Source organism: Rhodococcus sp. 15-649-2-2, assembly GCF_002258645.1.
Classification (GTDB): Bacteria; Actinomycetota; Actinomycetes; order Mycobacteriales; family Mycobacteriaceae; genus Rhodococcoides.
Map to the genome: position 1 here is coordinate 259,200 of NZ_NPFM01000031.1, position 22,077 is coordinate 281,276.

General features: G+C 64.5%; 21 protein-coding genes. 5 read left to right on the plus strand and 16 right to left on the minus strand.

Going from position 1 to position 22,077, the window contains the following annotated elements; translation table 11 throughout:
- Positions 1-12: 12 nt before the first annotated feature.
- The gene (locus CH305_RS21965; protein ID WP_094705242.1) at positions 13-990 is read left to right on the plus strand and encodes a 5'-3' exonuclease; all 978 of its coding nucleotides are present in this window, start codon (positions 13-15) and stop codon (positions 988-990) included.
- Positions 991-1,008: 18 nt separating this feature from the next.
- Here the strand turns inward: CH305_RS21965 and CH305_RS21970 are convergent, their stop codons facing one another.
- The 7 genes from CH305_RS21970 to pafA form a co-directional block, all read right to left on the minus strand.
- Positions 1,009-2,049 (minus strand): DUF4333 domain-containing protein, encoded by a 1,041-nt coding sequence (locus tag CH305_RS21970; protein WP_094704894.1) that lies wholly within the window; start codon positions 2,047-2,049, stop codon positions 1,009-1,011.
- 141 nt (positions 2,050-2,190) lie between these two features.
- Positions 2,191-4,965: an RNA helicase gene (locus CH305_RS21975; protein WP_052058382.1), complete on the minus strand. Its 2,775-nt coding sequence runs from the start codon at positions 4,963-4,965 to the stop codon at positions 2,191-2,193.
- A 27-nt stretch (positions 4,966-4,992) separates the two neighbouring features.
- The gene (tatC, locus tag CH305_RS21980) at positions 4,993-5,964 is read right to left on the minus strand and encodes a twin-arginine translocase subunit TatC (RefSeq protein ID WP_032377889.1); all 972 of its coding nucleotides are present in this window, start codon (positions 5,962-5,964) and stop codon (positions 4,993-4,995) included.
- Positions 5,965-6,074: 110 nt separating this feature from the next.
- Positions 6,075-6,341, minus strand: a complete 267-nt coding sequence (tatA, locus tag CH305_RS21985; protein ID WP_032377888.1) for a Sec-independent protein translocase subunit TatA — start codon at positions 6,339-6,341, stop codon at positions 6,075-6,077.
- An 85-nt stretch (positions 6,342-6,426) separates the two neighbouring features.
- Positions 6,427-7,422 (minus strand): YafY family protein, encoded by a 996-nt coding sequence (locus CH305_RS21990; RefSeq protein WP_094704895.1) that lies wholly within the window; start codon positions 7,420-7,422, stop codon positions 6,427-6,429.
- Complete coding sequence (locus CH305_RS21995) at positions 7,419-8,411, minus strand: YafY family protein (protein WP_037150446.1); 993 nt, start codon at positions 8,409-8,411, stop codon at positions 7,419-7,421. The genes CH305_RS21990 and CH305_RS21995 overlap by 4 nt, the downstream gene beginning before the upstream one ends.
- A 94-nt stretch (positions 8,412-8,505) precedes the next feature.
- A complete protein-coding gene (pafA, locus tag CH305_RS22000; protein WP_170944814.1) occupies positions 8,506-9,864 on the minus strand; it encodes a Pup--protein ligase in 1,359 nt (452 codons plus the stop codon).
- Positions 9,865-9,962: 98 nt separating this feature from the next.
- On the opposite strand from pafA, the gene CH305_RS22005 reads away from it, so the two are divergent.
- On the plus strand, positions 9,963-11,432 hold the full coding sequence (locus CH305_RS22005) for a bifunctional phosphatase PAP2/diacylglycerol kinase family protein (protein ID WP_094705244.1): 1,470 nt from the start codon (positions 9,963-9,965) through the stop codon (positions 11,430-11,432).
- Positions 11,433-11,467: 35 nt separating this feature from the next.
- On the opposite strand, the gene prcA is transcribed toward CH305_RS22005, so the two are convergent.
- The 5 genes from prcA to arc all read right to left on the minus strand — a co-directional run bounded on the left by prcA (position 11,468) and on the right by arc (position 16,920).
- On the minus strand, positions 11,468-12,253 hold the full coding sequence (gene prcA / locus CH305_RS22010; protein ID WP_094704896.1) for a proteasome subunit alpha: 786 nt from the start codon (positions 12,251-12,253) through the stop codon (positions 11,468-11,470).
- Positions 12,250-13,191 carry a proteasome subunit beta gene (gene prcB / locus CH305_RS22015; protein WP_032403418.1) on the minus strand — a complete coding sequence of 314 codons (942 nt, stop codon included), beginning with the start codon at positions 13,189-13,191 and terminating at the stop codon, positions 12,250-12,252. The genes prcA and prcB overlap by 4 nt, the downstream gene beginning before the upstream one ends.
- On the minus strand, positions 13,188-13,382 hold the full coding sequence (locus CH305_RS22020; RefSeq protein ID WP_008716348.1) for a ubiquitin-like protein Pup: 195 nt from the start codon (positions 13,380-13,382) through the stop codon (positions 13,188-13,190). The genes prcB and CH305_RS22020 overlap by 4 nt, the downstream gene beginning before the upstream one ends.
- Before the next feature lie 194 nt (positions 13,383-13,576).
- Positions 13,577-15,076: a depupylase/deamidase Dop gene (dop, locus tag CH305_RS22025; RefSeq protein WP_032403417.1), complete on the minus strand. Its 1,500-nt coding sequence runs from the start codon at positions 15,074-15,076 to the stop codon at positions 13,577-13,579.
- 80 nt (positions 15,077-15,156) lie between these two features.
- Complete coding sequence (gene arc / locus CH305_RS22030; protein ID WP_032403683.1) at positions 15,157-16,920, minus strand: proteasome ATPase; 1,764 nt, start codon at positions 16,918-16,920, stop codon at positions 15,157-15,159.
- 184 nt (positions 16,921-17,104) lie between these two features.
- Between arc and CH305_RS22035 the strand changes: the two genes are divergently transcribed.
- The gene (locus CH305_RS22035; protein ID WP_032403682.1) at positions 17,105-17,590 is read left to right on the plus strand and encodes a hypothetical protein; all 486 of its coding nucleotides are present in this window, start codon (positions 17,105-17,107) and stop codon (positions 17,588-17,590) included.
- 39 nt (positions 17,591-17,629) lie between these two features.
- On the opposite strand, the gene CH305_RS22040 is transcribed toward CH305_RS22035, so the two are convergent.
- On the minus strand, positions 17,630-18,490 hold the full coding sequence (locus CH305_RS22040; protein ID WP_032403681.1) for a tRNA (adenine-N1)-methyltransferase: 861 nt from the start codon (positions 18,488-18,490) through the stop codon (positions 17,630-17,632).
- Between the two features lie 344 nt (positions 18,491-18,834).
- On the opposite strand from CH305_RS22040, the gene CH305_RS22045 reads away from it, so the two are divergent.
- Positions 18,835-19,674, plus strand: a complete 840-nt coding sequence (locus CH305_RS22045) for a RecB family exonuclease (protein ID WP_094610428.1) — start codon at positions 18,835-18,837, stop codon at positions 19,672-19,674.
- On the plus strand, positions 19,671-20,483 hold the full coding sequence (locus CH305_RS22050; RefSeq protein WP_179278374.1) for a thioesterase family protein: 813 nt from the start codon (positions 19,671-19,673) through the stop codon (positions 20,481-20,483). The genes CH305_RS22045 and CH305_RS22050 overlap by 4 nt, the downstream gene beginning before the upstream one ends.
- A gap of 13 nt (positions 20,484-20,496) precedes the next feature.
- On the opposite strand, the gene CH305_RS22055 is transcribed toward CH305_RS22050, so the two are convergent.
- From CH305_RS22055 to CH305_RS22065, 3 genes are read right to left on the minus strand one after another with little or no spacing between them, the layout of a single operon-like run.
- Positions 20,497-20,853: a PaaI family thioesterase gene (locus tag CH305_RS22055; RefSeq protein ID WP_094704897.1), complete on the minus strand. Its 357-nt coding sequence runs from the start codon at positions 20,851-20,853 to the stop codon at positions 20,497-20,499.
- On the minus strand, positions 20,854-21,705 hold the full coding sequence (gene hisG, locus CH305_RS22060; protein ID WP_094704898.1) for an ATP phosphoribosyltransferase: 852 nt from the start codon (positions 21,703-21,705) through the stop codon (positions 20,854-20,856).
- A 49-nt stretch (positions 21,706-21,754) separates the two neighbouring features.
- Entirely contained in the window at positions 21,755-22,018 is a 264-nt protein-coding gene (locus tag CH305_RS22065) for a phosphoribosyl-ATP diphosphatase (protein WP_032378490.1), read from the minus strand.
- Between the last annotated feature and the right edge of the window lie 59 nt (positions 22,019-22,077).

A 22,077-nucleotide genomic window follows, 5' to 3' on the forward strand; every position in this document is an offset into this window, starting at 1 on the left:
CCGTACGGCAAGATGAGCCCCATGACCGCCCCCGGAAAGTCGCCGTTGCTGCTCCTCGACGGTGCGAGCCTGTGGTTCAGGGCCTACTACGCACTGCCCGAGTCGATTACGGCCCCCGACGGACGACCCGTCAACGCAGTCCGTGGTTTTCTCGACATGATCTCGGCGCTGATCGCACGAACCGAACCCAGTCGGCTGGCCGTGTGCCTCGATCTGGACTGGCGGCCGCAGTTCCGAGTCGATCTCGTGCCGTCCTACAAGGCGCACCGTGTGGCCGAGGCTGCCCCGGAGGTCGCCGAGAGCGAAGAGGTTCCGGAGACATTGACTCCTCAGGTGGACATGATCATGGACGTTCTCGCCGCGCTGGGTATTGCGACCGCAGGCGCGGAGGGGCTGGAGGCAGACGACGTGCTGGGCACCTTGGCTGCGCGCGAGCGACAGGACCCGGTGGTCGTGGTCAGCGGGGACAGAGATCTGTTGCAGGTCGCGGCGGACGAACCGAACGAGGTTCGGGTGTTGTACGTGGGGCGAGGGTTGGCCAAGGCCGAATTGTTCGACCCCGCATTGGTTTCCGAACGCTACGGAGTTCCTCTGCACCGCGCGGGCGCGGCCTACGCCGAGCTCGCACTGCTCAGAGGCGACGCCTCGGACGGCCTGCCAGGAGTGAAGGGCATCGGGGAGAAGACGGCCTCTACCCTGATGCTCCAGTACGAGTCGGTCGCTGCATTGCGTGACGCGGCACTCGATCCGTCGTCGGACATGGCCAGGGGAATCCGGGCGAAGCTGGCCAACGCGAGCGACTACCTCGATGCGGCCCTTCCCGTCGTCCGAGTGGTCACCGACGCCGACGTCGTCTTGTCGAAGTCGGACGAGATCCCGGCCGAGCCCGCCGACGTCGACGCACTGAATGAACTTGCCGAGACCCTCGGAGTGGAAAACGCCGTTGCCCGCCTCGTCACTGCGATGGCGGCCACGGCGTCGAAGAACTGACAGGACGGTCGAGCAGATCTACTTTGGTAGCGAGACCTCGTAGTTGGCGTCGTCGTCCAGGAAAGTCAACGTCACCTTCTTGAACGCCCCGTCGACCGTCAGGGTGCAATCGACGCTTGCGCCCTTCTTCACCTCGATGTTCTGGGGGCACGACACCCCGGAGACATCGGACGCGCCGTAGGACTCGGTGACCACCTTACGGACGCCCTCTTGGGCGGCCGCAGTATCGAGCGTGGTCGAGCGGCCGAATGCCAAGAACGAGACCAGTGCGATCACCGCGACGACCGCAATGACGACACCCACGATGATCAACGGTTTCTTCGACTGCGATCCGGCCGGCCGGGGGCCCTGCTGACCGGGTACTTGCTGATTCGGATACTGCTGATTCGGGTTCCACGGCTGCTGCCCGTACTGGCCGGGACCGTACTGACCACCACCGAATTGCTGTGGGGCATAGGGATTCTGATAAGCCGGATCACCCGACGGCGGTGTGCCCGTCCCGGGATAGGGCGCGCCGTACTGCTGGCCGGCCGGGTACTGCGCGGTGGGATTCTGACCCGCCGAGGCCGGTGGATTCTGGCCTTCGGGAAACTGCCCCTGTGGGTATTGCCCCTGTGGGTACTGGCCCTGGGGATAACCGCCCTGTGGATACTGGCCCTGCGGGTACTGACCCTGGGGGTAGCCCGCTTGCGGATACTGGCCCTGCGGATACCCGGTCGGTGGGTACTGGCCCTGTGGGTACTGACCGCTCGGCTGCGGTGAATTCTGCCCGTACGCGCCCGGCGTGGACTCTCCGTACGGAGTGGTCGGCGCTACGGGCGGTTGCCCGTACTGGCCCCATGCGGATGGTGTCGGGGTCTGCGAATCCGGTGCAGGAGTGGAGCCTGCGGAATGACCAGGAGACGCAGGAGTGGAGCCTGCGGAACGACCAGGAGACGCAGGAGTGGAGCCTGCGGAATGACCAGGAGATTCGGGAGTATCTTTCGCGGCACCGTCCTGCTGGTCGGGTGTGCGCGACCAACTGTTGTCGGGGTCGGTCGGACCGTATGGGCCGCTCATCTCGCCTCCACTGAAATTTCGGATTCGTCGGGGGTACAGTAGCCCGACTGTACGACGTCCCGCTGTACCGACCCGGCAGTCCGATTCGCTGCGACTGCGTCGGGTTCATCTCTACCGGGCCACTCCATCACACCGCTCCTGTCACGCGGCGTCGACGGCGACCACGCCGCGGCGCAGGGCTGCGACGGCGCGCGCCGCCGTTCGCGACAGTTCCGGCTCCGGGGCCGCGAGCCGAACCTGATCGAGCAGATCTATCACCTGTCGGCACCACCGCACGAAGTCTCCACCCGAGAGAGCTTTGCCGTTGTCCCCGGCCGTGACGAGGGCGTCGACCAACGAGTGATCGGACGCCCACTTGTAGATGGCCTTCACGAAACCCATGTCGGGCTCTCTCGTCGGCGGGAGCTTGTGCCGAACTTCGTCCGAACGAAGCTCGTGCCACACCCGGACCGTCTCGGTGAGTGCATGTCGAATGGGACCCGTCGGACCGTGCGGGGTGATGTCCCCCTCCGACCTCGACTCGTAGACGACGGCCGAAACGACCGCTGCCAACTCGGCAGGTGACAGGCCCTGCCACAGACCACCGCGGAGGCATTCCGCCACGAGCAGGTCGGACTCCGAGTAGATCCGGCTCAACCTGGCACCGTCGTCGGTGACCTTGGGATCCTTACCCGGCGTCACGTACCCGCGGTCGGCGAGTAGAGCCAGGATGCGGTCGAAGGTGCGAGCAAGAGAGTTCGTCGTCGCCGATACTTTCTGACGCATCGTTTCGGTCTCGCGGGCAAGCCGGTTGTAGCGCTCACCGGTACGACCGAGTTCGTCACGATCGGGTCGTGCGTGCACCGGATGCGATCGAATGGCTCGGCGAAGGGTGGCCAGCTCCTTGTCGTCCGCTGCTGTCGACTTTCGTCGGATGCGGTCCGACGGCTGCGATATTCCGCGCGTGACCAGTGCTGCCGCGAGATCGCGCCGGGTCCTCGCGGTGCGATGGTCGACGAACCGCGGTAGCCGCATCGTTCCCAGTGACGTTGCCGGCGAGGGGAAGTCCGCTGCGGAGAGTCGACCCGCCCACTTGTCCTCGGTCAGCACCAGCGGACGCGGATCGGCCCGGTCGTCGTCCGGTTCCAGCACGACGGCAAGGCCGCTGCGGCGACCGGTCGGCACCGAGATCACATCGCCGCGGCGCAGGGCGCGCAGCGAATCGACAGCCTTGTCTCGTCGATCGGAGCGGCTCTGGCGTTCGAGGGTCTTCTCGCGATCTTTGAGTCGTTCGCGCAGCCGCGCATACTCGAAGTATTCGCCGTCGGGTCCGCCGAGGCGTGCACCGAGCGCGTCCAGCGTCTGCATGTTCTTCTCGATACCCCGGACCATGCCGACGACGGAGCGGTCGGCCTGGAACTGAGCGAAGGATCGCTCGAGCAGCAGACGCGAATCGGCTGCACCGAACTGCTCGATCAGGTTGATCGACATGTTGTACGCCGGCGCGAACGAACTGCGCAGCGGAAAAGTACGGGTCGACGCGAGCCCGGCGACTTCGGTCGGCTCGGTGCCCGGCTGCCACAGCACGACGGCATGGCCTTCGACGTCGATACCGCGGCGCCCGGCTCGACCGGTCAACTGGGTGTACTCCCCCGGGGTCAGCTCGGCGTGCGTTTCACCGTTGAACTTGACGAGCTTTTCCAGCACCACCGTTCGGGCCGGCATGTTGATGCCGAGCGCCAGCGTCTCGGTGGCGAACACCGCTCTGACCAGGCCCTTGACGAACAATTCCTCCACGGTGTGCCGAAAGACCGGCAACATACCGGCGTGATGGGCGGCGAAGCCACGCTCGAGTGCATCGCGCCACTCCCAGAAGCCCAGAACCTCCAGGTCTTCCCGCGGAAGTTCCGAGGTGTGCTTCTCGACGATGTACCGAATTTCTTCCGCCTGCTCGGGCGTCGTCAACACCAGACGCGAGCGCATGCATTGAGTGAGTGCACCGTCGCACCCGGCGCGACTGAAGATGAACGTGATCGCGGGGAGCAAACCCTCTTCGTCGAGTTTGGCGATCACATCGGGTCGGGCCAGCGGCCGGTTGTTGGCCCCGCTGCCCTGACCGCCACCGCGGCCTCCTCCGCCCCCTCGACCGCCCCGGCCTCGGCTGTGCGGCGCGTGCCAGCGGTCCATCGAGTCGAGAGACTGGCGCTGCTTGACGTGCCGAACGAGTTCGCGGTCGACCACGACCTTCTGGCTGCCGTCGGGTGACTGCGCCCTGGTGTCGAACAAGTCGAACAACCGGCGTCCCACCATGATGTGCTGAGAGAGAGGTACCGGTCGGTTCTCGTCCACCACGACGGTGGTGTCACCGCGAACCGTGCTCATCCACGCGCCGAACTCCTCGGCGTTGCTGACCGTGGCCGACAGACTCACCAGGCGAACATCGTCGGACAGGTGCAGGATGACCTCTTCCCACACTGCCCCCCGGAAGCGATCGGCCAGGTAGTGCACCTCGTCCATCACGACATGAGAGAGTCCGCGAAGCGCGTCCGACGATGCGTAGAGCATGTTTCGCAGAACCTCCGTCGTCATGATGACGATGGGGGCATCGGGGTTGATCGACGAATCTCCGGTGAGCAGGCCCACCGTGTCGCGGCCGTACCGTGCAGTCAGCTCGGCGAACTTCTGATTGCTGAGCGCCTTGATCGGTGTGGTGTAAAAGCACTTTCGCCCGGCTGCGAGGGCCAGGTGGACGGCGAACTCACCGATCACAGTCTTGCCTGCACCGGTAGGGGCACAGACCAGGACGCCGTGTCCGTTCTCCAACGCGGTACACGCATCGACCTGGAACCGATCGAGCGGGAAACCCAGTTCTGCCGAGAAGCGTTGCAGCTCAGTGGGCTTCGGACTCGGATGGACGTCCGTCGTAGTGTCCGTCATGCGCTGGTCCCCACGCATCGGCCGAGGTCAGATGGTGTCGTCGTACTGTGACTGGGTTCGGGTTGCAGCACCGAATCCGCTGGGCGGCGGTGTCGGAGCGACAGCGTGTGGGGACTCGATCGTACTTGCGCCTTCGATACGTGTTGCTTCGTCATCTGACACATCACCCCATTCGTCTCTTCTCTTGCGCAACTTACGCTTGTCGTGAATTCGCGCAATCTGCACTGCCATCTCGAAGAGGACCGTCAACGCCAACGCCAGCGCCAACATCGAGAACGGGTCCTGCCCCGGTGTCGCGATGGCGGCGAAGACGAACAGACCGAAGATCAGACCCCGACGCCACGCCTTGAGTCGTTCGTAGGTCAGCACGCCGACGAAATTCAGAGCAACCACGAGCAGTGGAATCTCGAAGCTGACACCGAAGATGATGAGGAGGTTGATCAAGAATCCGAAGTACTGATCGCCACTCAGTGCAGTGATCTGTACGTTGTCGCCGATCGACAGCAAGAAGTGCAGTCCCTTGGCCACCACGAAGTACGCCAGGATGGCACCGGTGACGAACAGTGCAGCCGCGCCGGTGACGAAGGAGACGGCGTATCGCCGTTCGTTGGCATACAGGCCAGGCGTGATGAACGCCCAGATCTGATAGAGCCAGATGGGGCAGGCAAGCACGACCCCGGCGGTGAACGCGACCTTGAATCGCAGCAGGAACTGATCGAACGGTCCGGTCGCGAGCAGTCGACATTGGTCGTCGTTGCTCAAGTTCGCGCGGAGGTTCGGATCGAGTGTGCAGTACGGACCTCGAAGAAGGTCACCGAGACTTTCGACGCCGAATATCGTGTGCGAGTACCAGAAGAACCCGAATGCCGTGGTGACGGCGACGGCAACGAGCGACCACAGGAGCCGCGTCCGCAGCTCGTACAGATGATCGACCAACGACATCGTGCCGTCGGGATTGACTCGGCGCTTGCTACGCCGCGGATCGAACGGAATGCGCATGGTGTTGTACGGTCAGCCTTCTTCGGTCGGCCGACGGCGCCGGGCCGTCACCGACAGCAGTGAACCTTCGGTGCCCACGTGGCACCGAAGGTGTGCTGAGCGGTCTGCGCTCAGGCAGACTTCGCGTCGTGCTGTGCGTCGACGTTCGTAGGGGCAACGGGCGCAGGCGGAGGCAGCTGAGCAGGCGCGGCCGGCTGCTGTGCCGTCGTGGTATCGGTGTCGGATTTGCCGTCGTTCTGCATTTCCTTCACCTCGCTCTTGAAGATGCGCAACGAGCGGCCGAGTCCACGAGCAGCGTCGGGCAGCTTCTTGGAACCGAACAGAATGATGACGACCACCGCAACGATCGCCCAGTGCCAGGGACTGGTGAATCCCATGTGAACCTCCTGAGATCAGATGAATCGAGCGTACCCGACTACGGGTGACACCTTCAGCAGCGGCGAGCAGCGGTTTGCCCTGCGTTCATGTCGTGACGGTGCCGTCTGCGCTGGTCGAGTCCAGCTCGGAGTACACGTCCAGCGCAGAACGTGCGCGTTCGCGGACGGAGTTCACCAAGGATTCAGGTGAAAGTACCGTGACGCCGCCGCCGAACCCGAGTGTCAGACGGGTCATCCACTGCAGAGTTGCAAATCGCATCGTCACCTCGATCGATCCGTCGGAATCGGCTGCGACCTGTGTCATCGGGTAGTAGTCCAGAATCCAGGTGTAGGTGGGCGACACCTTCAGTCGCGCCTGCGACAGTGAGGGATCGTCGTTGAAGATCTCGAAGGCGTCCTCGTCCTGAACCGACTCCGGCGGTGCAGCGGGCTCGTTCCGTTCGACAGCCGAGTCGATGCGGTCGAACCGGAAAAGTCGAACGCCCTCGGCTCCTCGGCACCACGCCTGCAGATAGCTGTTGTCGTCGACCACGACCGTCCTGATCGGGTCGACAGTTCGTTCGGTGACGACGTCTCGTGACGCGGAGTAATACGTCAGGTCCAATGCGTGCCGATTTCGCAAAGCAGATCGGACAGTGCTCGAGACTGCCCCCTCCTCGGTGCCGACGCTGTCGTGATCGGACGAGAGTGGCACGTTGGCCGCCGCGGAGCCCGCCGCGGTTTCGATCTTCGCGATCGCTCGCTGCGCGGCGGACGGATCGACCATGCCGGGCATCGACGTCAGCGATCGGAGCGCGACCAACAGGGCCGTGGCCTCGGTCGACGTCAGGCGTAGTGGACGATCGATCCCCGCGGAGAACGTCACGTCGATGCTCTCCTCGGAGAACGAGAGATCGATGAGGTCACCCGGCCCGTAGCCGGGTAGACCGCACATCCAGAGTTGGTTGAGATCGGCCATCAGCGTTGCCGTCGACACACCCAGCTCGCGCGCGGCCTCCTCGGCGCTCAACCCCGGATTCGCCATGAAGAACGGCACCATGTTGAGGAGCCTGGCCAAGCGGACCGACAGACGCGCGCTCATCGCTCGTTCTCCACGTCGGCTGCCGTCTGAAGAGTCGAGATCACATCGGCCCGCAATTCCGCGGGTTCGAGCACCACCGCATCAGCCCCGTGGCCCGCGATCAACCGCGAGATCCAATCCCAGGACCGCACGGGAACCTCGACGACCGTGCCGCTCCGGGTGCCCAGACTCTGCGCGCCCACGATCGTTCCCATCCGGCGAAGCTCCAGTGCCCTGCCATCGTGCAACCAGACTCGTGCTGTGCCCGACACCGAGGACGTCCCTGCTACGCGACGGACGATGTCCTGCAGGTCGATACCGTCGGGTTTGCGGACACTCTGCGGCGAGCCGAACGACTTGACCTCGTCACCGATGCGGGAGAGGCGGAAGGTTCGGGTGTCGTCTCGGTCCACGTCGTGTCCCACCAAATACCAGCGGCCGCGGAACGTCACGACACCCCACGGCTGGACGGTTCTGGTGGTGAACGGATCCGTCAACGACGGTCGGTGCTCGAACCGCACCGATTTGCCTTCGTCGATGGCGGCCAGCAGCGCACCGAGTGCAGGTTCGGAGCCCCTGGTCCGTGCGGGAACCGCGGTCACCGCCGCCGCGGACTCGTTCTGGTCGACCTGAATACCCGCGGCGCGAAGTTTGAGAAGCGCACTCTGAGCGGCCGACGTGAGTTCGGGCGATTCCCAGAGTTTGACGGCGACAGCGACAGCGGCCGACTCCTCGCTGGTGAGGTCGATGTCGGGCAGCTCGTATGCGTCGCGATTGATGCGGTAGCCCTCGACGCCGCCGAACCTGGTTGCGGCTCCGGTTTCCAAGGGAACGCCGAGGTCACGAAGTTCGTTCTTGTCCCGCTCGAACATTCGACTGAAAGCCTCGTGGCTGGACGAGTCGTCGTATCCGGCCACGCTGTCACGAATCCACTCCGCGGTGAGGAACTGACGCGTCGACAGCAGGCAGATGACAAGATTCATCAGGCGTTCGACTTTGGTGGTGGCCACGACTGTCGAGCCTAGTTGCTCAACTGGTGCCGGAGCGGTAGCGACCCGAGTCGTCGGAGCGGTAGCGACCCGAGCTGCCGTATATCCACCGGGCTTACATCGACGCGATCAGTCTCTCCACACGCTCGTCGACCGAACGGAACGGGTCCTTGCACAACACGGTTCGCTGCGCCTGGTCGTTGAGCTTGAGGTGCACCCAATCGACCGTGAAGTCGCGACCCGCCTCCTGCGCGGCGGTGATGAACTCACCTCGCAGTTTGGCCCGCGTGGTCTGCGGAGGGAGGTCGACCGCTTCGTCGATCTGCTCGTCCTCGGTGACTCGCTTGGCCAAGCCCTTGCGCTGTAGCAGGTCGAACACTCCACGCCCGCGTTTGATGTCGTGGTAGGCCAGGTCCAGTTGAGCGATCTTGGGATCGGAGAGCTCCATCGAGTACCGATCCTGGTAACGCTGGAACAGCTTGCGCTTGATGACCCAGTCGATCTCGGTATCCACCTTCGCGAAGTCCTGCGTCTCGATGGCATCGAGGGTCCGCCCCCAGAGGTCGACCACCTGCTCCACCTGAGTGTTCGGCTCCCGCGTCTTCAGGTGTTCGACGGCCCGGGCGTAGTACTCCCGCTGGATATCGAGGGCGCTGGCCTGCCGTCCCCCCGCGAGCCTCACCGGGCGCCGTCCGGTGAGATCGTGGCTGACCTCGCGGATGGCGCGAATCGGATTGTCCAAAGCGAAGTCTCGGAAAGATACTCCTGCCTCGATCATTTCGAGGACGAGGGCCGCCGTTCCGACCTTGAGCATCGTCGAGGTCTCGGCCATATTCGAATCGCCCACGATCACGTGCAGCCTGCGGTACTTCTCGGCGTCGGCGTGGGGCTCGTCGCGAGTGTTGATGATCGGCCGCGACCGAGTGGTGGCAGAGGAGACGCCTTCCCAGATGTGCTCGGCACGCTGTGACAGGCAGAACGTGGCCGCTTTCGGCGTCTGCAGGACCTTGCCTGCGCCGCAGATCAATTGACGCGTGACCAGAAAGGGAAGCAGAACGTCCGAAATCCGAGAGAACTCCCCCGCTCGCTGTACCAGGAAGTTTTCGTGGCAGCCGTACGAGTTGCCGGCGGAGTCGGTGTTGTTCTTGAACAGGTAGATATCGCCGCCGATGCCTTCCTCGGCCAGGCGCTGCTCGGCGTCGATCAGCAGATCCTCGAGAACACGCTCGCCCGCCCGGTCGTGGGTGACCAACTGCAGCAGGCTGTCGCACTCGGCCGTCGCGTACTCGGGGTGCGAGCCGACATCGAGGTACAGGCGGGCACCGTTGCGAAGGAACACATTCGAGCTTCGCCCCCACGAGACCACCCGGCGGAACAAGTAGCGAGCCACTTCGTCCGGACTGAGGCGTCGATGTCCGTGGAAAGTACATGTGACACCGAACTCTGTCTCGATGCCCATAATTCGTCGCTGCACACTTCGACACTACAACGCAACCTGCGATTCGATGTGTCGGAGCGCCCCGATGTCGTCCGTCCGTGAAGATGCTGCCGCGCGTGCCTAGGCTGGGTGTCATGACACCCACGCCTACCTCTGTTTCGACGGCCGTTCATGCGTGGGACCTCTCGCTGGTGGCACGGAGTGCAGCGTTGCGGTCCAGCCGAGCGGATGCGGGCCTGCGCGCGCTGAGTAACGCGGCCGATCACGGTCGTCTGTGGCTCGGCGTTGCTGCTGTGCTCGTTGCCGCTGGTGGGCCTGCACGCCGAGGGGGTGTTCGTGGACTCGTGGCGCTCGCGGGCGCGAGTGCCAGCGCCAACGGTCTGCTCAAGCCGTTGTTCCCACGGACTCGTCCCGGTTCCGAGTCGGTGCCCGTGCTGCGTCAGGTACTGGCTCCACCGGTGTCCTCATCTTTTCCGTCCGGTCACTCGGCTTCTGCCGCGGCTTTCGTGACGGCCGTTGCCATCGAATCTCCGCTGGCAGGAATTGTTCTGGCACCCGTTGCGGCCGCTGTCTGCTACTCGCGTGTCCACGTCGGTGTGCACTGGCCCACCGACGTCATCGCAGGTGCCGCCCTCGGCTCGGCCATCGCGCTGTCCACCCGCCGATGGTGGGCTGTGCGTTCGGAAAAGCCCGCCGATCTGGGCTCACCGGTCGAGGTCCCGCCACTTCAGGGGGGACGGGGGCTGCTCGTGCTCGTCAACCCAGGGTCGGGTGATGGCTCCGAGTCGGTGCCCGAGGCGATCCGTCGCGCACTTCCCGAGGCAGATCTGTTCGTTCCGGATCCGGAACTTGATTTCAACGAGCAACTCGAACAACGAATTCGGGATACGTCGCCGCGGGCACTCGGCGTCTGCGGCGGCGACGGAACGGTGGTCAGCGTCGCCGCGTCGGCAGCGCGCAGCGGGTTGCCTCTCGCCGCGTTCCCCGGTGGCACTCTCAATCACTTCGCCCGTGACACCGGCCTGACCGCCGTCGAAGACACCGCAGCAGCCATCGAGGCGGGCACGGCCGAACTGGTCGATATTGCCCAGGTGGCCATCGACGGCCGCAGAGTGTCGTTCGTCAACACCGCTACCTTCGGCGGATATCCCGACTCGGTGCGGTTACGTCAGAAACTCCAGAGCCGAATCGGCAAATGGCCTGCGGCAGCCGTTGCGATGACGAGGGTACTGGCCGCCGCGGAGCCGCTGAACATCGAACTCGACGGCACCGGGCATTCGGTGTGGATGCTCTTCGTCGGCAACGGCAACTACGTGCCGACCGACCAAGTTCCCATGTCGCGCAGCAGCATTCACACCGGCACCCTGGACGTTCGTTTCCTTCCCTCCGAACCCAAGGCGTCGCGAACCAGATTGCTGTGGGCGACGGTGACGGGCACCCTGGGCTCCTCACCGGCCTACGTTCGCCGAGCAGTGAAGCAGCTGACGGTGGAGGTGGAAGGCGCTCCCGTTGCACTCGCCGCCGACGGCGAAGTGGTAGGCGACGGAACGTGGTTCGAGTTCACCAGTGACAAGAACGGCCTCGCGCTCTACCGGAAGCGGTAGGGCACGAGGCCGTCTGGGTGCGATCTGCGAACCAGCTACGAGGGACCCACCTCGGGCACACCGTCGACTGTGTCGGTGGTGGCCTGTACGGCTGGTGCCGAAGCCGGCAACATGTCCTCCAACGCAGCTCCTGCGATGCGTCGGAACGCGCGCCGAGGCCGACCTTGGTCCAGTACAGCCACTTCGAGCGCGGATACCTCGAGAACCTTCTTCTCGGGCTCACCGCCTGCAGCGGGCGGTACCGCGGGTCCCGCGGTGAGTGCATCCACCGCAACGCGCACCGCATCGGCCAGATCGAGTCCGGGACGGTAGGTGTCCTTCAACGCTGCGACGATGGGCTCGGTCGTTCCGCCCATGACGACGAAATCCTGTTCGTCGACGATGGACCCGTCGTAGGTGATGCGGTAGAGCTGCGTTGCCATCGGCTCGTCCTGATGCGAGACCTCCGCGACACAGATTTCCACTTCGTAAGGCTTGAGCTGCTCCGTGAAAATCGTGCCGAGCGCCTGTGCGTAAGTCTTGGCGAGCGACCTGCCGGTCACATCCCGGCGGTCGTAGGTGTACCCCTTGATGTCGGCATGCTGAATACCGGCTTTCCGGAGATTCTCGAACTCGTTGTACTTCCCCACGGCCGCGAAGCCGATCCGGTCGTACAGTTCGCTCACCTTGTGCAGCGCCGTCGAGCGATTCTCGGCCACGAACAGCACGCCGTCCGCGTAGGTCAGTGCGATGACGCTCCGGCCACGGCCGATTCCCTTGCGCGCCAATTCCGAACGATCGCGCATGATCTGCTCGGCTGATGCGTAGTACGGCATTGTCATGGTGCGCTACCCCCTTCGCTCACTTGCTGACCGGACCGGGTGTGATGCTCGGCACCGCCGGTGTGCGCGGCACTCTCGGTCCGCTCCGCGAGAACGGAATGCGCTGCGGCCGACACGCGGTCGTGTGCAACGTCGTCCGCGCCGACGCTCGTGATTGCCACTGCCGTCGGATAGATCCCTCGGGTGACGTCAGGTCCGCCTGTGGCGGAGTCGTCGTCGGCGGCGTCGTACAGCGATTCGACCGCTGCGCGAAGCGCTTCGTCCTCGGTCATTCCGGGGCGATAGAGCTTCTTGAGTGCCGACTTGGCGAACAGTGATCCCGACCCCACCGCGTGATAGCCCGAGCGCTCCTCGTAGCGCCCGCCGACCACGTCGTAGGACACGATGCGCCCGGCACTGTCCGGGTCCGAGATGTCGATGTCGAACCCGACCAGCAACGGGACGGCGGCCAATCCTTGCATTGCGGCACCGAGGTTGCTCCGCACCATCGACGACAGCTTGTTGGCCTTGCCGTTGAAGGTGAGTGGAACCCCTTCGATCTTCTCGTAGTGCTCCAGTTCGACCGCGAAGAGCCGTACGAGCTCGATCGCGATGCCTGCGGTTCCGGCAATGCCCGCAGCGGAGTACTCGTCGGTGACGTAGACCTTCTGCATGTCACGGTTGGCGATCAGATTGCCTTGAGTGGCGCGCCGATCACCAGCGATCAGGACCCCACCCGCGTAGGTGAGGGCGACGATCGTCGTCCCGTGCGGAGCGATGCCGGACTTGTCGGAGGTGCCGTTGGCAGCGTGGGACACCAGGTCTGCGGCCAGACCGCTCTCGGGCAACAGATGGGGGGCGTGCTGACGGAGGTAGTCGGAGAACGACGAACTGCTCGATCCGAGCGGGATCGTCATGCCGTCACCGGCCGACCGTGGGTCCGAACGATCCACCGTCACTGGCCGCCCTTCTGCACGTAGGCACGAACGAAGTCCTCGGCGTTCTCCTCGAGGACGTCGTCGATCTCGTCCAAGAGGTCGTCGGTCTCCTCGGCCAGCTTCTCGCGCCGCTCCTGCCCACCGGCTCCGGTGTCGCCTGGGACCTCATCGTCGTCGCCGCCGCCAGAGCGCCGTGTCTGCTCCTGTGCCATAGTCGCCGACCTCCTCCGTGTATCGAGAGAACACATCTACTGCACGTTCATCGATTCATCCGAGATGCACCGTTGTGGATGTGCAAGTGCAACCGAACGTTCCGCCGAAAGTGCACGGACCTTTACCCTACCGACAGACCGGCCGCGCGGGTCGTCGAGACACCATCGAATAGTCGGACTGCGTTGCCGGGTTCTCAGTTGGTGAGCTGATCGACGAGCTCGGCGGCACTGTCGACAGACTCGAGCAGCGCACCGACGTGCGATTTGGTACCGCGCAGCGGTTCGAGTGTCGGGATGCGTACCAGTGAGTCGCCACCCAGGTCGAAGATGACGGAATCCCAGCTCGCCGCAGCGATATCGGCCCCGAATTTGCGGAGGCACTCGCCGCGGAAGTAGGCCCTCGTATCCTCCGGCGGGTTGCCGACGGCATCGAGTACCTGCTGCTCCGTGACCAGTCGATCCATCGACCCACGAGCAACCAGCCGGTTGTACAGGCCTTTGTCGAGCCGAACGTCGGAGTACTGCAGGTCCACCAGATGAAGGCGCGGCGCCGACCAGCCCAGGCCCTCGCGCTGGCGGAAACCCTCCAGCAGACGCAGCTTCGCGGGCCAGTCCAGCAGGTGGGCGCATTCCATCGGATCGCGTTCGAGGAGGTCGAGCACCATGGCCCACTTGTCGAGCACGTCCAGGGCCCGCGCGTCGTCGCTCCCCTCGGCGGCCACGAATTTCGCGGCCCGCTGGTGGTAGATGCGCTGGAGCGCAAGCCCGGTCAGCTCGCGCCCGTCCGCGAGAGCCACTGCCTTGCGCAGAGTCGGATCGTGGCTGATCTGGTGGACGGCGGTCACCGGTCGGGCGAGCTGGAGATCGGACAGATCCACTCCGGCTTCGATGAGGTCGAGTACCAGCGCGGTGGTGCCCACCTTGAGGTAGGTCGACATCTCCGCGAGGTTCGCGTCGCCGATGATGCAATGCAGGCGGCGATACTTGTCCGCATCCGCGTGCGGTTCGTCGCGCGTGTTGATGATGCCGCGCTTGAGTGTGGTCTCGAGGCCGACCTCCACCTCGATGTAGTCGGCTCGCTGAGAGAGCTGGAACCCGGCCTCGTCGCCGGACTGGCCGATTCCGACGCGTCCCGATCCCGTGATCACCTGCCGCGATGCGAAGAACGGCGACAGACCGGCGATGACGGCCGAGAACGGCGTCTCGCGCGACATCAAGTAGTTCTCGTGAGTGCCGTACGACGCGCCCTTGCCGTCGACGTTGTTCTTGTACAGCTGCAACCGCGGGGCTCCTGGCACGCTGGAGGCGTGGCGAGCGGCGGCCTCCATGACGCGCTCCCCGGCCTTGTCCCAGATCACAGCGTCCAACGGATCCCGTACTTCCGGGGCCGAGTATTCGGGGTGAGCATGGTCGACGTACAGACGGGCACCGTTGGTGAGAATCATGTTGGCCGCGCCGATCTCGTCGGCATCGATGACCGGTGCAGGGCCGCTGAAGCGTCCGAGGTCGAAGCCACGGGCGTCACGTAGCGGCGACTCGACTTCGTAATCCCATCGTGTGCGCTTGGCCCGCGGTACCCCTGCAGCGGCCGCGTAGGCCAACACTGCCTGGGTGGACGTCAAGATCGGATTGGCGGTGGGTTCGGTGGGCGAAGAAATGCCGTACTCGACCTCGATACCGATGATGCGCTGCATGAGTCGAGCCTAGACGGCACGCAGACACAGAACGGGGCGCGCCCTGTGCGGACGCGCCCCGATGTTGTTCTGTGCAGGATCTACAGGTACTGGCCGGTGTTGGCCTCGGTGTCGATTGCCCGGCTCGCGCTGGCATTCTTACCGGTGACCAACGTGCGGATGTAGACGATCCGCTCGCCCTTCTTACCGGAAATTCGCGCCCAGTCGTCGGGATTCGTGGTGTTCGGCAGATCTTCGTTCTCGGCGAACTCGTCGACGATGGAGTCGAAGAGGTGCTGGATCCTCAAACCGGCGTTGCCGGTTTCGAGAACCGACTTGATGGCGTACTTCTTCGCGCGGTCCACGATGTTCTGAATCATGGCACCGGAGTTGAAGTCCTTGAAGTACAGAACTTCCTTGTCGCCGTTGGCATATGTCACCTCGAGGAAACGGTTGTCGTCGCTCTCGGCGTACATGCGCTCGACGACCCGGTCGATCATCCCTCGGATGCAGGCCGCGCGGTCACCACCGAACTCGGCGACATCGTCGGCATTGACCGGCAGCGAGTCGGTCAGGTACTTGGAGAAGATGTCCTGTGCCGATTCGGCGTCGGGACGCTCGATCTTGATCTTCACGTCCAGGCGACCGGGCCGCAGGATCGCGGGGTCGATCATGTCCTCTCGGTTGGAGGCACCGATCACGATGACGTTCTCGAGCCCCTCCACACCGTCGATCTCGGCGAGCAGCTGCGGAACGACCGTCGTCTCGACATCGGACGAGACACCCGAACCGCGGGTGCGGAAGATCGAGTCCATCTCGTCGAAGAACACGATGACCGGGGTGCCCTCGGACGCCTTCTCCCGTGCGCGCTGGAAGATCATGCGAATGTGACGCTCGGTCTCGCCGACGAACTTGTTGAGCAGTTCGGGACCCTTGATGTTGAGGAAGAACGACTTCGCTTCCTTGGCGTCCTGCCCGCGGGCCTCGGCGATCTTCTTGGCCAACGAGTTGGCAACCGCCTTGGCGATCAACGTCTTTCCGCACCCGGGAGGGCCGTAGAGCAGTACACCCTTGGGTGGACGCAGGGAGTACTCGCGAAACAGATCCTTGTGCAGGAACGGGAGTTCGACGGCGTCGCGAATCTGCTCGATCTGTCGACCGAGACCACCGATGTCCTCGTATCCCACGTCCGGCACCTCTTCGAGGACCAAGTCCTCCACCTCGGCCTTGGGGACACGCTCGAAGGCGTAGCCGGCCTTGGTGTCGACCAGGAGCGAATCGCCGGGACGGAGTTTGCGGGACGGTTCGTCCGGGTCGATGGGGCCGTCGTCGTTGACCATGTCGATCAGCGGCTTTGCCAGCCACACGACGCGCTCCTCGTCGGCGTGACCGACGACGAGAGCCCTCGATCCGTCGCCGAGAAGCTCACGCAGAGTGCTGATCTCACCGACCTGGTCGAAGGTGCAGGCCTCGACGATGGTCAACGCCTCGTTCAGCCGCACCGTCTGGCCCGGCGCAAGCGAGTCGGCTTCGATGTTGGGCGAGCACGTGAGGCGCATCTTTCGGCCGGACGTGAACACATCGACGGTTCCGTCGTCGAACACACTCAGCAGAACGCCGTAACCGCTCGGCGGTTGGCCGAGTCGGTCGACCTCCTCGCGAAGCGCGATGAGCTGTTGTCTGGCCTCTTTGAGGGTGTCCATCAGCTTGGTGTTGCGGAGCGAGAGCGAATCGACACGGCCTTCGAGCTCGCGTACCTGTTCGGGGGACTCCCCCAGTTGACGGCGCAGTGAAGCGGCTTCGGCTCGCACGGCGTCCAGTTCGGCTCTGGCCGCGGCCACATCCGGATTGTCTGTTGAGCTCATGAGCGACTCCTCCCAGTGACGATCTATCAACGCTACCGGCACCGGCCCGAATGTGCGGACCGACACCACGATCGGGCGTGCCTGCTGCATGCCTCGACTGCACACCAACCGAGGCCGGGGTCATGTTAGCCTCACCTGACCAAACGGTGGACGGACTACGGAAACAGGGGCTTCACCAGTGAAGATGCGCATATTCTCCGCCAGCGTCGCACTCACGGCGGCGGTGATGTCGGTGGCCGGGTGCAGCACCGCAGATGAATCCGATCACGCCGATCACAATTCGACGTCGGCCGCAGATTCTGTCGGCACGACGACCGACGTGCCTGCTGTTGCGGCACCGACCTCCGATGAACTCGAATCCTCGCTGCTGCAGCTGGTGGCACCGGACGTCGACGCGGCAACCAAAGCGGCCGCGGTCGAGAACGGTCAGGCGCGTCTGACGAACCTCGACACCATGACCGCCGCGCTGGCGAACTACGGCACGATCACGTTCGAGGTTGCCGAGCCGACTGTCGAGGGCGAGACGTCCACGGCCGACGTGGCGATCGCCACCCCACGAGGGACGGCAGCGCCCTCACCGCAGACCTGGGTCCTGATCGACGGCAAGTGGAAGCTCTCCGACGCCAGCACCTGCCAGATCCTTGCGATGGGGCAAGCACCCTGCGCCTGAAGTCCGGGCCCGCCAGTCGAGCGAGACCGCCGCGATCGGTCAGCCCTTACCGGACCGACGCTGCGGCTTGGGGGTGACGGTGCCCTCGGCGAGGCGTCGAACGCTCACGAGGAATGCCGTGTGCCCCTGCATACGGTGCTCGGGCCGAACCGCCAGTCCCACGACGTGCCAACCTCGGACCATCGACTCCCACGAACGGGGTTCGGTCCAGCATTCCTGTGCGCGTAGGGCTTCGACGACCTTGGACAGCTGCGTCACCGTGGCGACGTAGACCAACAGCACTCCGCCCGGAACGAGAGCCTTCGATACGGCAGGCAGTGCGTCCCAGGGAGCCAGCATGTCGAGAACCACCCGATCCACCTGCTCCCCCGGTCGATCGACACCGAACTGATCCACGTCGGCCACCGTCAGGTGCCAGTTGGACGGCCGCTCGCCGAAGAACGTCTCGACGTTCTTGATCGCGTAGTCGGCATGGTCCTGGCGGATCTCGTAGGAGATGACCGTTCCTTCCGTACCCACCGCACGCAGCAGCGAGCACGTCAGAGCGCCCGATCCGGCACCGGCCTCCAGAACGCGGGCTCCGGGGAACATGTCGCCCTCGTGGACGATCTGCGCTGCATCCTTGGGGTAGATGACCTGCGCGCCGCGCGGCATCGACAACACGTAGTCGGTCAACAGCGGCCGAAGCGCAAGGTACGGGGTGCCGTTGACGGAGGTCACGACGCTGCCCTCGTCGGCACCCAGCAACTTGTCGTGAGTGATTCCGCCTCGGTGGGTGTGGAATTCCTTGCCCGCCTCGAGCACCACCGTGTAGTGCCTGCCCTTGCCGTCGGTGAGCTGCACTCGATCTCCGACGCGGAACGGCCCACTGCGGGCGGGTCCGGTCGGAACCGGTGCGATGGAGTTCTCGTCCGCAGTCGGGACCTGGTCGAGTTCGATCTCGTCGACCGTGGCAGTGACCACATCGTCCGCACTCGGAACCGGGACATCGACGAGCGCGTCGACCTCGGGCCCGTCGGTCGACGCGGACGCGGAATCACCGGTGGACACAGCGGAACCTGCTTTCGTTGTTCGGTTCGACGATCTACCGGAGCGGGCAGGCGTCGGGGACGACTCGACGTGCCAGACTACGGCCTTGACCGAAGTTGTCGGACCAGCGGCATAGTCTCGCAGTCGTGAGTATTTCCGTGTCGACACCCATCGACTTGCCTCTACTCGACCTCGGCGACAGCGCGCGACCGCCGCTGGCGGTGCCGAGCCCCCGCAGCACGCCGGCGTTGTCGCCCTCCCGCGCAGGCGATTTCAAGCAGTGTCCTCTGCTCTACCGCTTTCGCGCGGTCGACCGCATTCCGGAGGTGTCCACCGAAGCTCAGGTCAAGGGAACTGTGGTGCATGCCGCACTGGAGGCTCTCTACGCGTTGCCTGCGCAGGACCGAGTGCCGACGACTGCGCGCGACCTGGTGGATCCGGCGTGGGAGCGAGTGGTTGCCCAGTCGCCCGCCATCGAGTCGTTGGTTCCGGCCGACGAGCGGACGGCTTTTCTCGATCGCGCTCGGGCTCTGGTCGCCGGATACTACGAACTCGAGGACCCTACTCACTTCGAGCCCGAGTCCTGCGAGCAACGGGTGGAGATCGATCTGGACGACGGCACGCCGCTTCGGGGATTCATCGATCGAATCGACGTCGCACCCAACGGCATGATCCGCGTCGTCGACTACAAAACCGGTCGGGCACCGCGGGAGTTCACCGAGTCCAAGGCGTTGTTCCAGATGAAGTTCTACGCCTTGATGATCATGCGCATGCGCGGAGTCGTTCCGGCGCAACTGAAATTGATGTATCTGGCCGACAAGCAGGAACTGACCTACGCTCCCGACGAAGACGAGCTGCGCAGGTTCGAGCGCATGCTGTCCGCCATCTGGAAAGCGATTCTGGCCGCAGGCGAGACCGGTGACTTTCGCGCCAAGAAAGGCGCACTGTGCAAGTGGTGCGACCACCAGGCCCTGTGTCCCGAGTTCGGCGGCACTCCTCCGCCGTACCCGGGTTGGCCGCAGGTCGCATCGGAACAGACGGAGCCCGAGCTGTGACCATTCCGGACGCCTTCTTCGTTCCCGCCGGTGTCGGCAAGGACGGCTTCGAGAGGGTCACGGCCACCGAGAACACCGTCAGTCTGTGGGCACCGACGATGCAGCACGGCGCTCCGCCGTCCGCTCTACTGGTCCGTGCACTCGAGCGCGTCGACGCTCGGGAGGACACCCGTATCAGTCGAGTCGCGGTCGACATACTCGGTCCGATTCCGGTCGCGGACATCGAGATTCGGGCATGGACGGAGCGCCCCGGGGGCAACGTCGAACTCGTTGTTGCCGAATTGTGGGCGGAAAGTTCGTCCGGCACTGTTCGGGCGGTGGCTCGCGGCAGCGCGTGGCGTATGCGCACCACACCGACGGAGGACGTCGAACACGTCGGCGACCCGGTGATGAAGCCGGTGGGAGACGGAGTCGACTACACCTTCGGGGGCACGTGGTCGTCGGGCTATCTCGACGCCGTCGAGTTCAAGATTCTCACCGGGCTCGGTGCCGATGGTCCCGGCGAGATCTGGGCCAGGCCCAAACCTGTTCTCGTCCAGGGTGAATCGATGACTCCGCTGGAGCGACTGTTCTCGATTGCGGACATCGCGAACGGAATCGGCGCGAAATTACCGATCGACGAATGGACCTTCTTGAACACCGACCTGACAGTGCACGTGTTCAGGGTGCCTCAGGGTGACTGGGTCGGAGTCTCGGCCGAAACCTCCACCGGTCCGGACGGAATCGCCATGTGTGCTGGCACTCTGAGCGACGAACTGGGTCCGGTCGGCCGAATCGCGCAGACGGTCCTGGTCCGGCGTCGCAACTGACGGCAGCGACCGATCAGGACGTGCGCGCTGTCACGACGGTGCCCTGAGCCACCGCGACAATCCGTTCCGTGTCCCCGTCGATCGAATACACGGTGCAGTGGCAGACAGCCTGGTTTCGGGTCGACGAGACCGCGTGCGCGCGGGCGATCAAATACTCGCCGGTTGCCGGCCTCGCGAAATCGACGGTGCAGTGAGCGGTCACCGCGTCGCCGCCGAGCGCGATTCCGCCGGCGAACGTCACGGCATTGTCGGCCAGATAGCTGATGACGCCACCGTGCACGAAGCCGTGTTGCTGTCGGAGCTCGGGTCGGTTACTAAGGCGAACCTCTACGATGCCACCGTCGGTGGAGACGAGTTGAGCCCGCCGGATCTAGAAGGCGCGGCACGACCTGATGTCGGACGCCAGGATAGCCTTTGCCCCCAACTCGGCGAGCTCGTCCATGACGTTGTTGTGAACTTTGCGAGAAACCATGGCGCGCACGGCAACCCAGTTGTCGTCGACCATCGGCGCCAGCGTGGGCGACTCGATGCCCGGGGTGATCTTGACGGCCTCGTCGAGAATCGACTTAGGGCAGTCGTAATCGAGCATCAGGTACTGCTGTGCGAATACGACGCCTTGCACGCGGGCGATGAGCTGCTTACGCGCGGAATCGGTACCCGGGGTGCCTGCGCGCTCGATGAGTACGCCCTCCGAATCGCAGAGCGATTCACCGAAGGCCACCAGGTTGTTCTGGCGCAGTGATCGGCCCGATTCGACGACGTCGGCAATGGCGTCGGCGACCCCGAGCTGGATGGAGATCTCCACCGCGCCGTCGAGGCGGATGACCGTGGCCTCCAACCCCCGCCGGGCCAAGTCCGCGCGCACCAGATTGGGGTAAGACGTGGCGATGCGGAGTCCGCCCAAGTCCTCGGGTGCCCATTCCTTGCCCGCGGGCGCCGCGTAGCGGAACGTCGAGCGGCCGAATCCGAGCGCCAAGCGCTCTTCGACGGCAGCACCCGAATCGAGGGCCAGGTCGCGGCCGGTAATGCCCAGATCCAACTGGCCGGATCCGACGTAGATCGCAATGTCCTTGGGGCGGAGGAAGAAGAACTCGACGCCGTTCGCTGGATCGAGAACCGTCAGGTCCTTCGAGTCGCTTCGGCGCCGATAGCCGGCCTCGCTGAGAATCTCTGCGGCGGACTCGGAGAGAGCGCCCTTGTTGGGTACGGCTACGCGCAGCATGGAGTTTTCCTTCTTCGGTGAGTTCGTGGGAGACATGCGGGTCCTCGACTCACAGATGTCGGTAGACGTCCTCGAGCTCGATGCCCCTGCCCACCATCATCACCTGGACCCAGTACAACAGCTGCGAGATTTCCTCGGCGAGCGCCTCGTCGCTTTCGTGCTCGGCTGCGATCCACACTTCGCCCGCTTCTTCGAGAACCTTCTTGCCCTGAAAATGAACTCCCGCATCCAACGCTGCGACGGTGCCCGAGCCCTCCGGGCGGGTCTTCGCGCGGTCGGTGAGCTCGGCGAACAGGGAATCGAAAGTCTTCACGGATTCGTATTCTTTCACGTCGGTATCCAGCGGAATCAATTCGGTCGAGATTCGAGGAA

What these genes read in the sequence shown, in the direction of transcription:
- CH305_RS21965 (WP_094705242.1), top strand. Translation starts at nt 13, where the DNA reads ATGAGCCCCATGACCGCCCCCGGAAAGTCGCCGTTGCTGCTCCTCGAC.
- CH305_RS22005 (WP_094705244.1), top strand. Translation starts at nt 9,963, where the DNA reads ATGACACCCACGCCTACCTCTGTTTCGACGGCCGTTCATGCGTGGGAC.
- CH305_RS21990 (WP_094704895.1), bottom strand. Translation starts at nt 7,422, where the DNA reads ATGAGCGCGCGTCTGTCGGTCCGCTTGGCCAGGCTCCTCAACATGGTG.
- CH305_RS22035 (WP_032403682.1), top strand. Translation starts at nt 17,105, where the DNA reads ATGCGCATATTCTCCGCCAGCGTCGCACTCACGGCGGCGGTGATGTCG.
- prcA (WP_094704896.1), bottom strand. Translation starts at nt 12,253, where the DNA reads ATGACAATGCCGTACTACGCATCAGCCGAGCAGATCATGCGCGATCGT.
- dop (WP_032403417.1), bottom strand. Translation starts at nt 15,076, where the DNA reads ATGCAGCGCATCATCGGTATCGAGGTCGAGTACGGCATTTCTTCGCCC.
- CH305_RS22020 (WP_008716348.1), bottom strand. Translation starts at nt 13,382, where the DNA reads ATGGCACAGGAGCAGACACGGCGCTCTGGCGGCGGCGACGACGATGAG.
- CH305_RS21975 (WP_052058382.1), bottom strand. Translation starts at nt 4,965, where the DNA reads ATGACGGACACTACGACGGACGTCCATCCGAGTCCGAAGCCCACTGAG.
- arc (WP_032403683.1), bottom strand. Translation starts at nt 16,920, where the DNA reads ATGAGCTCAACAGACAATCCGGATGTGGCCGCGGCCAGAGCCGAACTG.
- tatA (WP_032377888.1), bottom strand. Translation starts at nt 6,341, where the DNA reads ATGGGATTCACCAGTCCCTGGCACTGGGCGATCGTTGCGGTGGTCGTC.
- tatC (WP_032377889.1), bottom strand. Translation starts at nt 5,964, where the DNA reads ATGCGCATTCCGTTCGATCCGCGGCGTAGCAAGCGCCGAGTCAATCCC.
- hisG (WP_094704898.1), bottom strand. Translation starts at nt 21,705, where the DNA reads ATGCTGCGCGTAGCCGTACCCAACAAGGGCGCTCTCTCCGAGTCCGCC.
- CH305_RS21970 (WP_094704894.1), bottom strand. Translation starts at nt 2,049, where the DNA reads ATGAGCGGCCCATACGGTCCGACCGACCCCGACAACAGTTGGTCGCGC.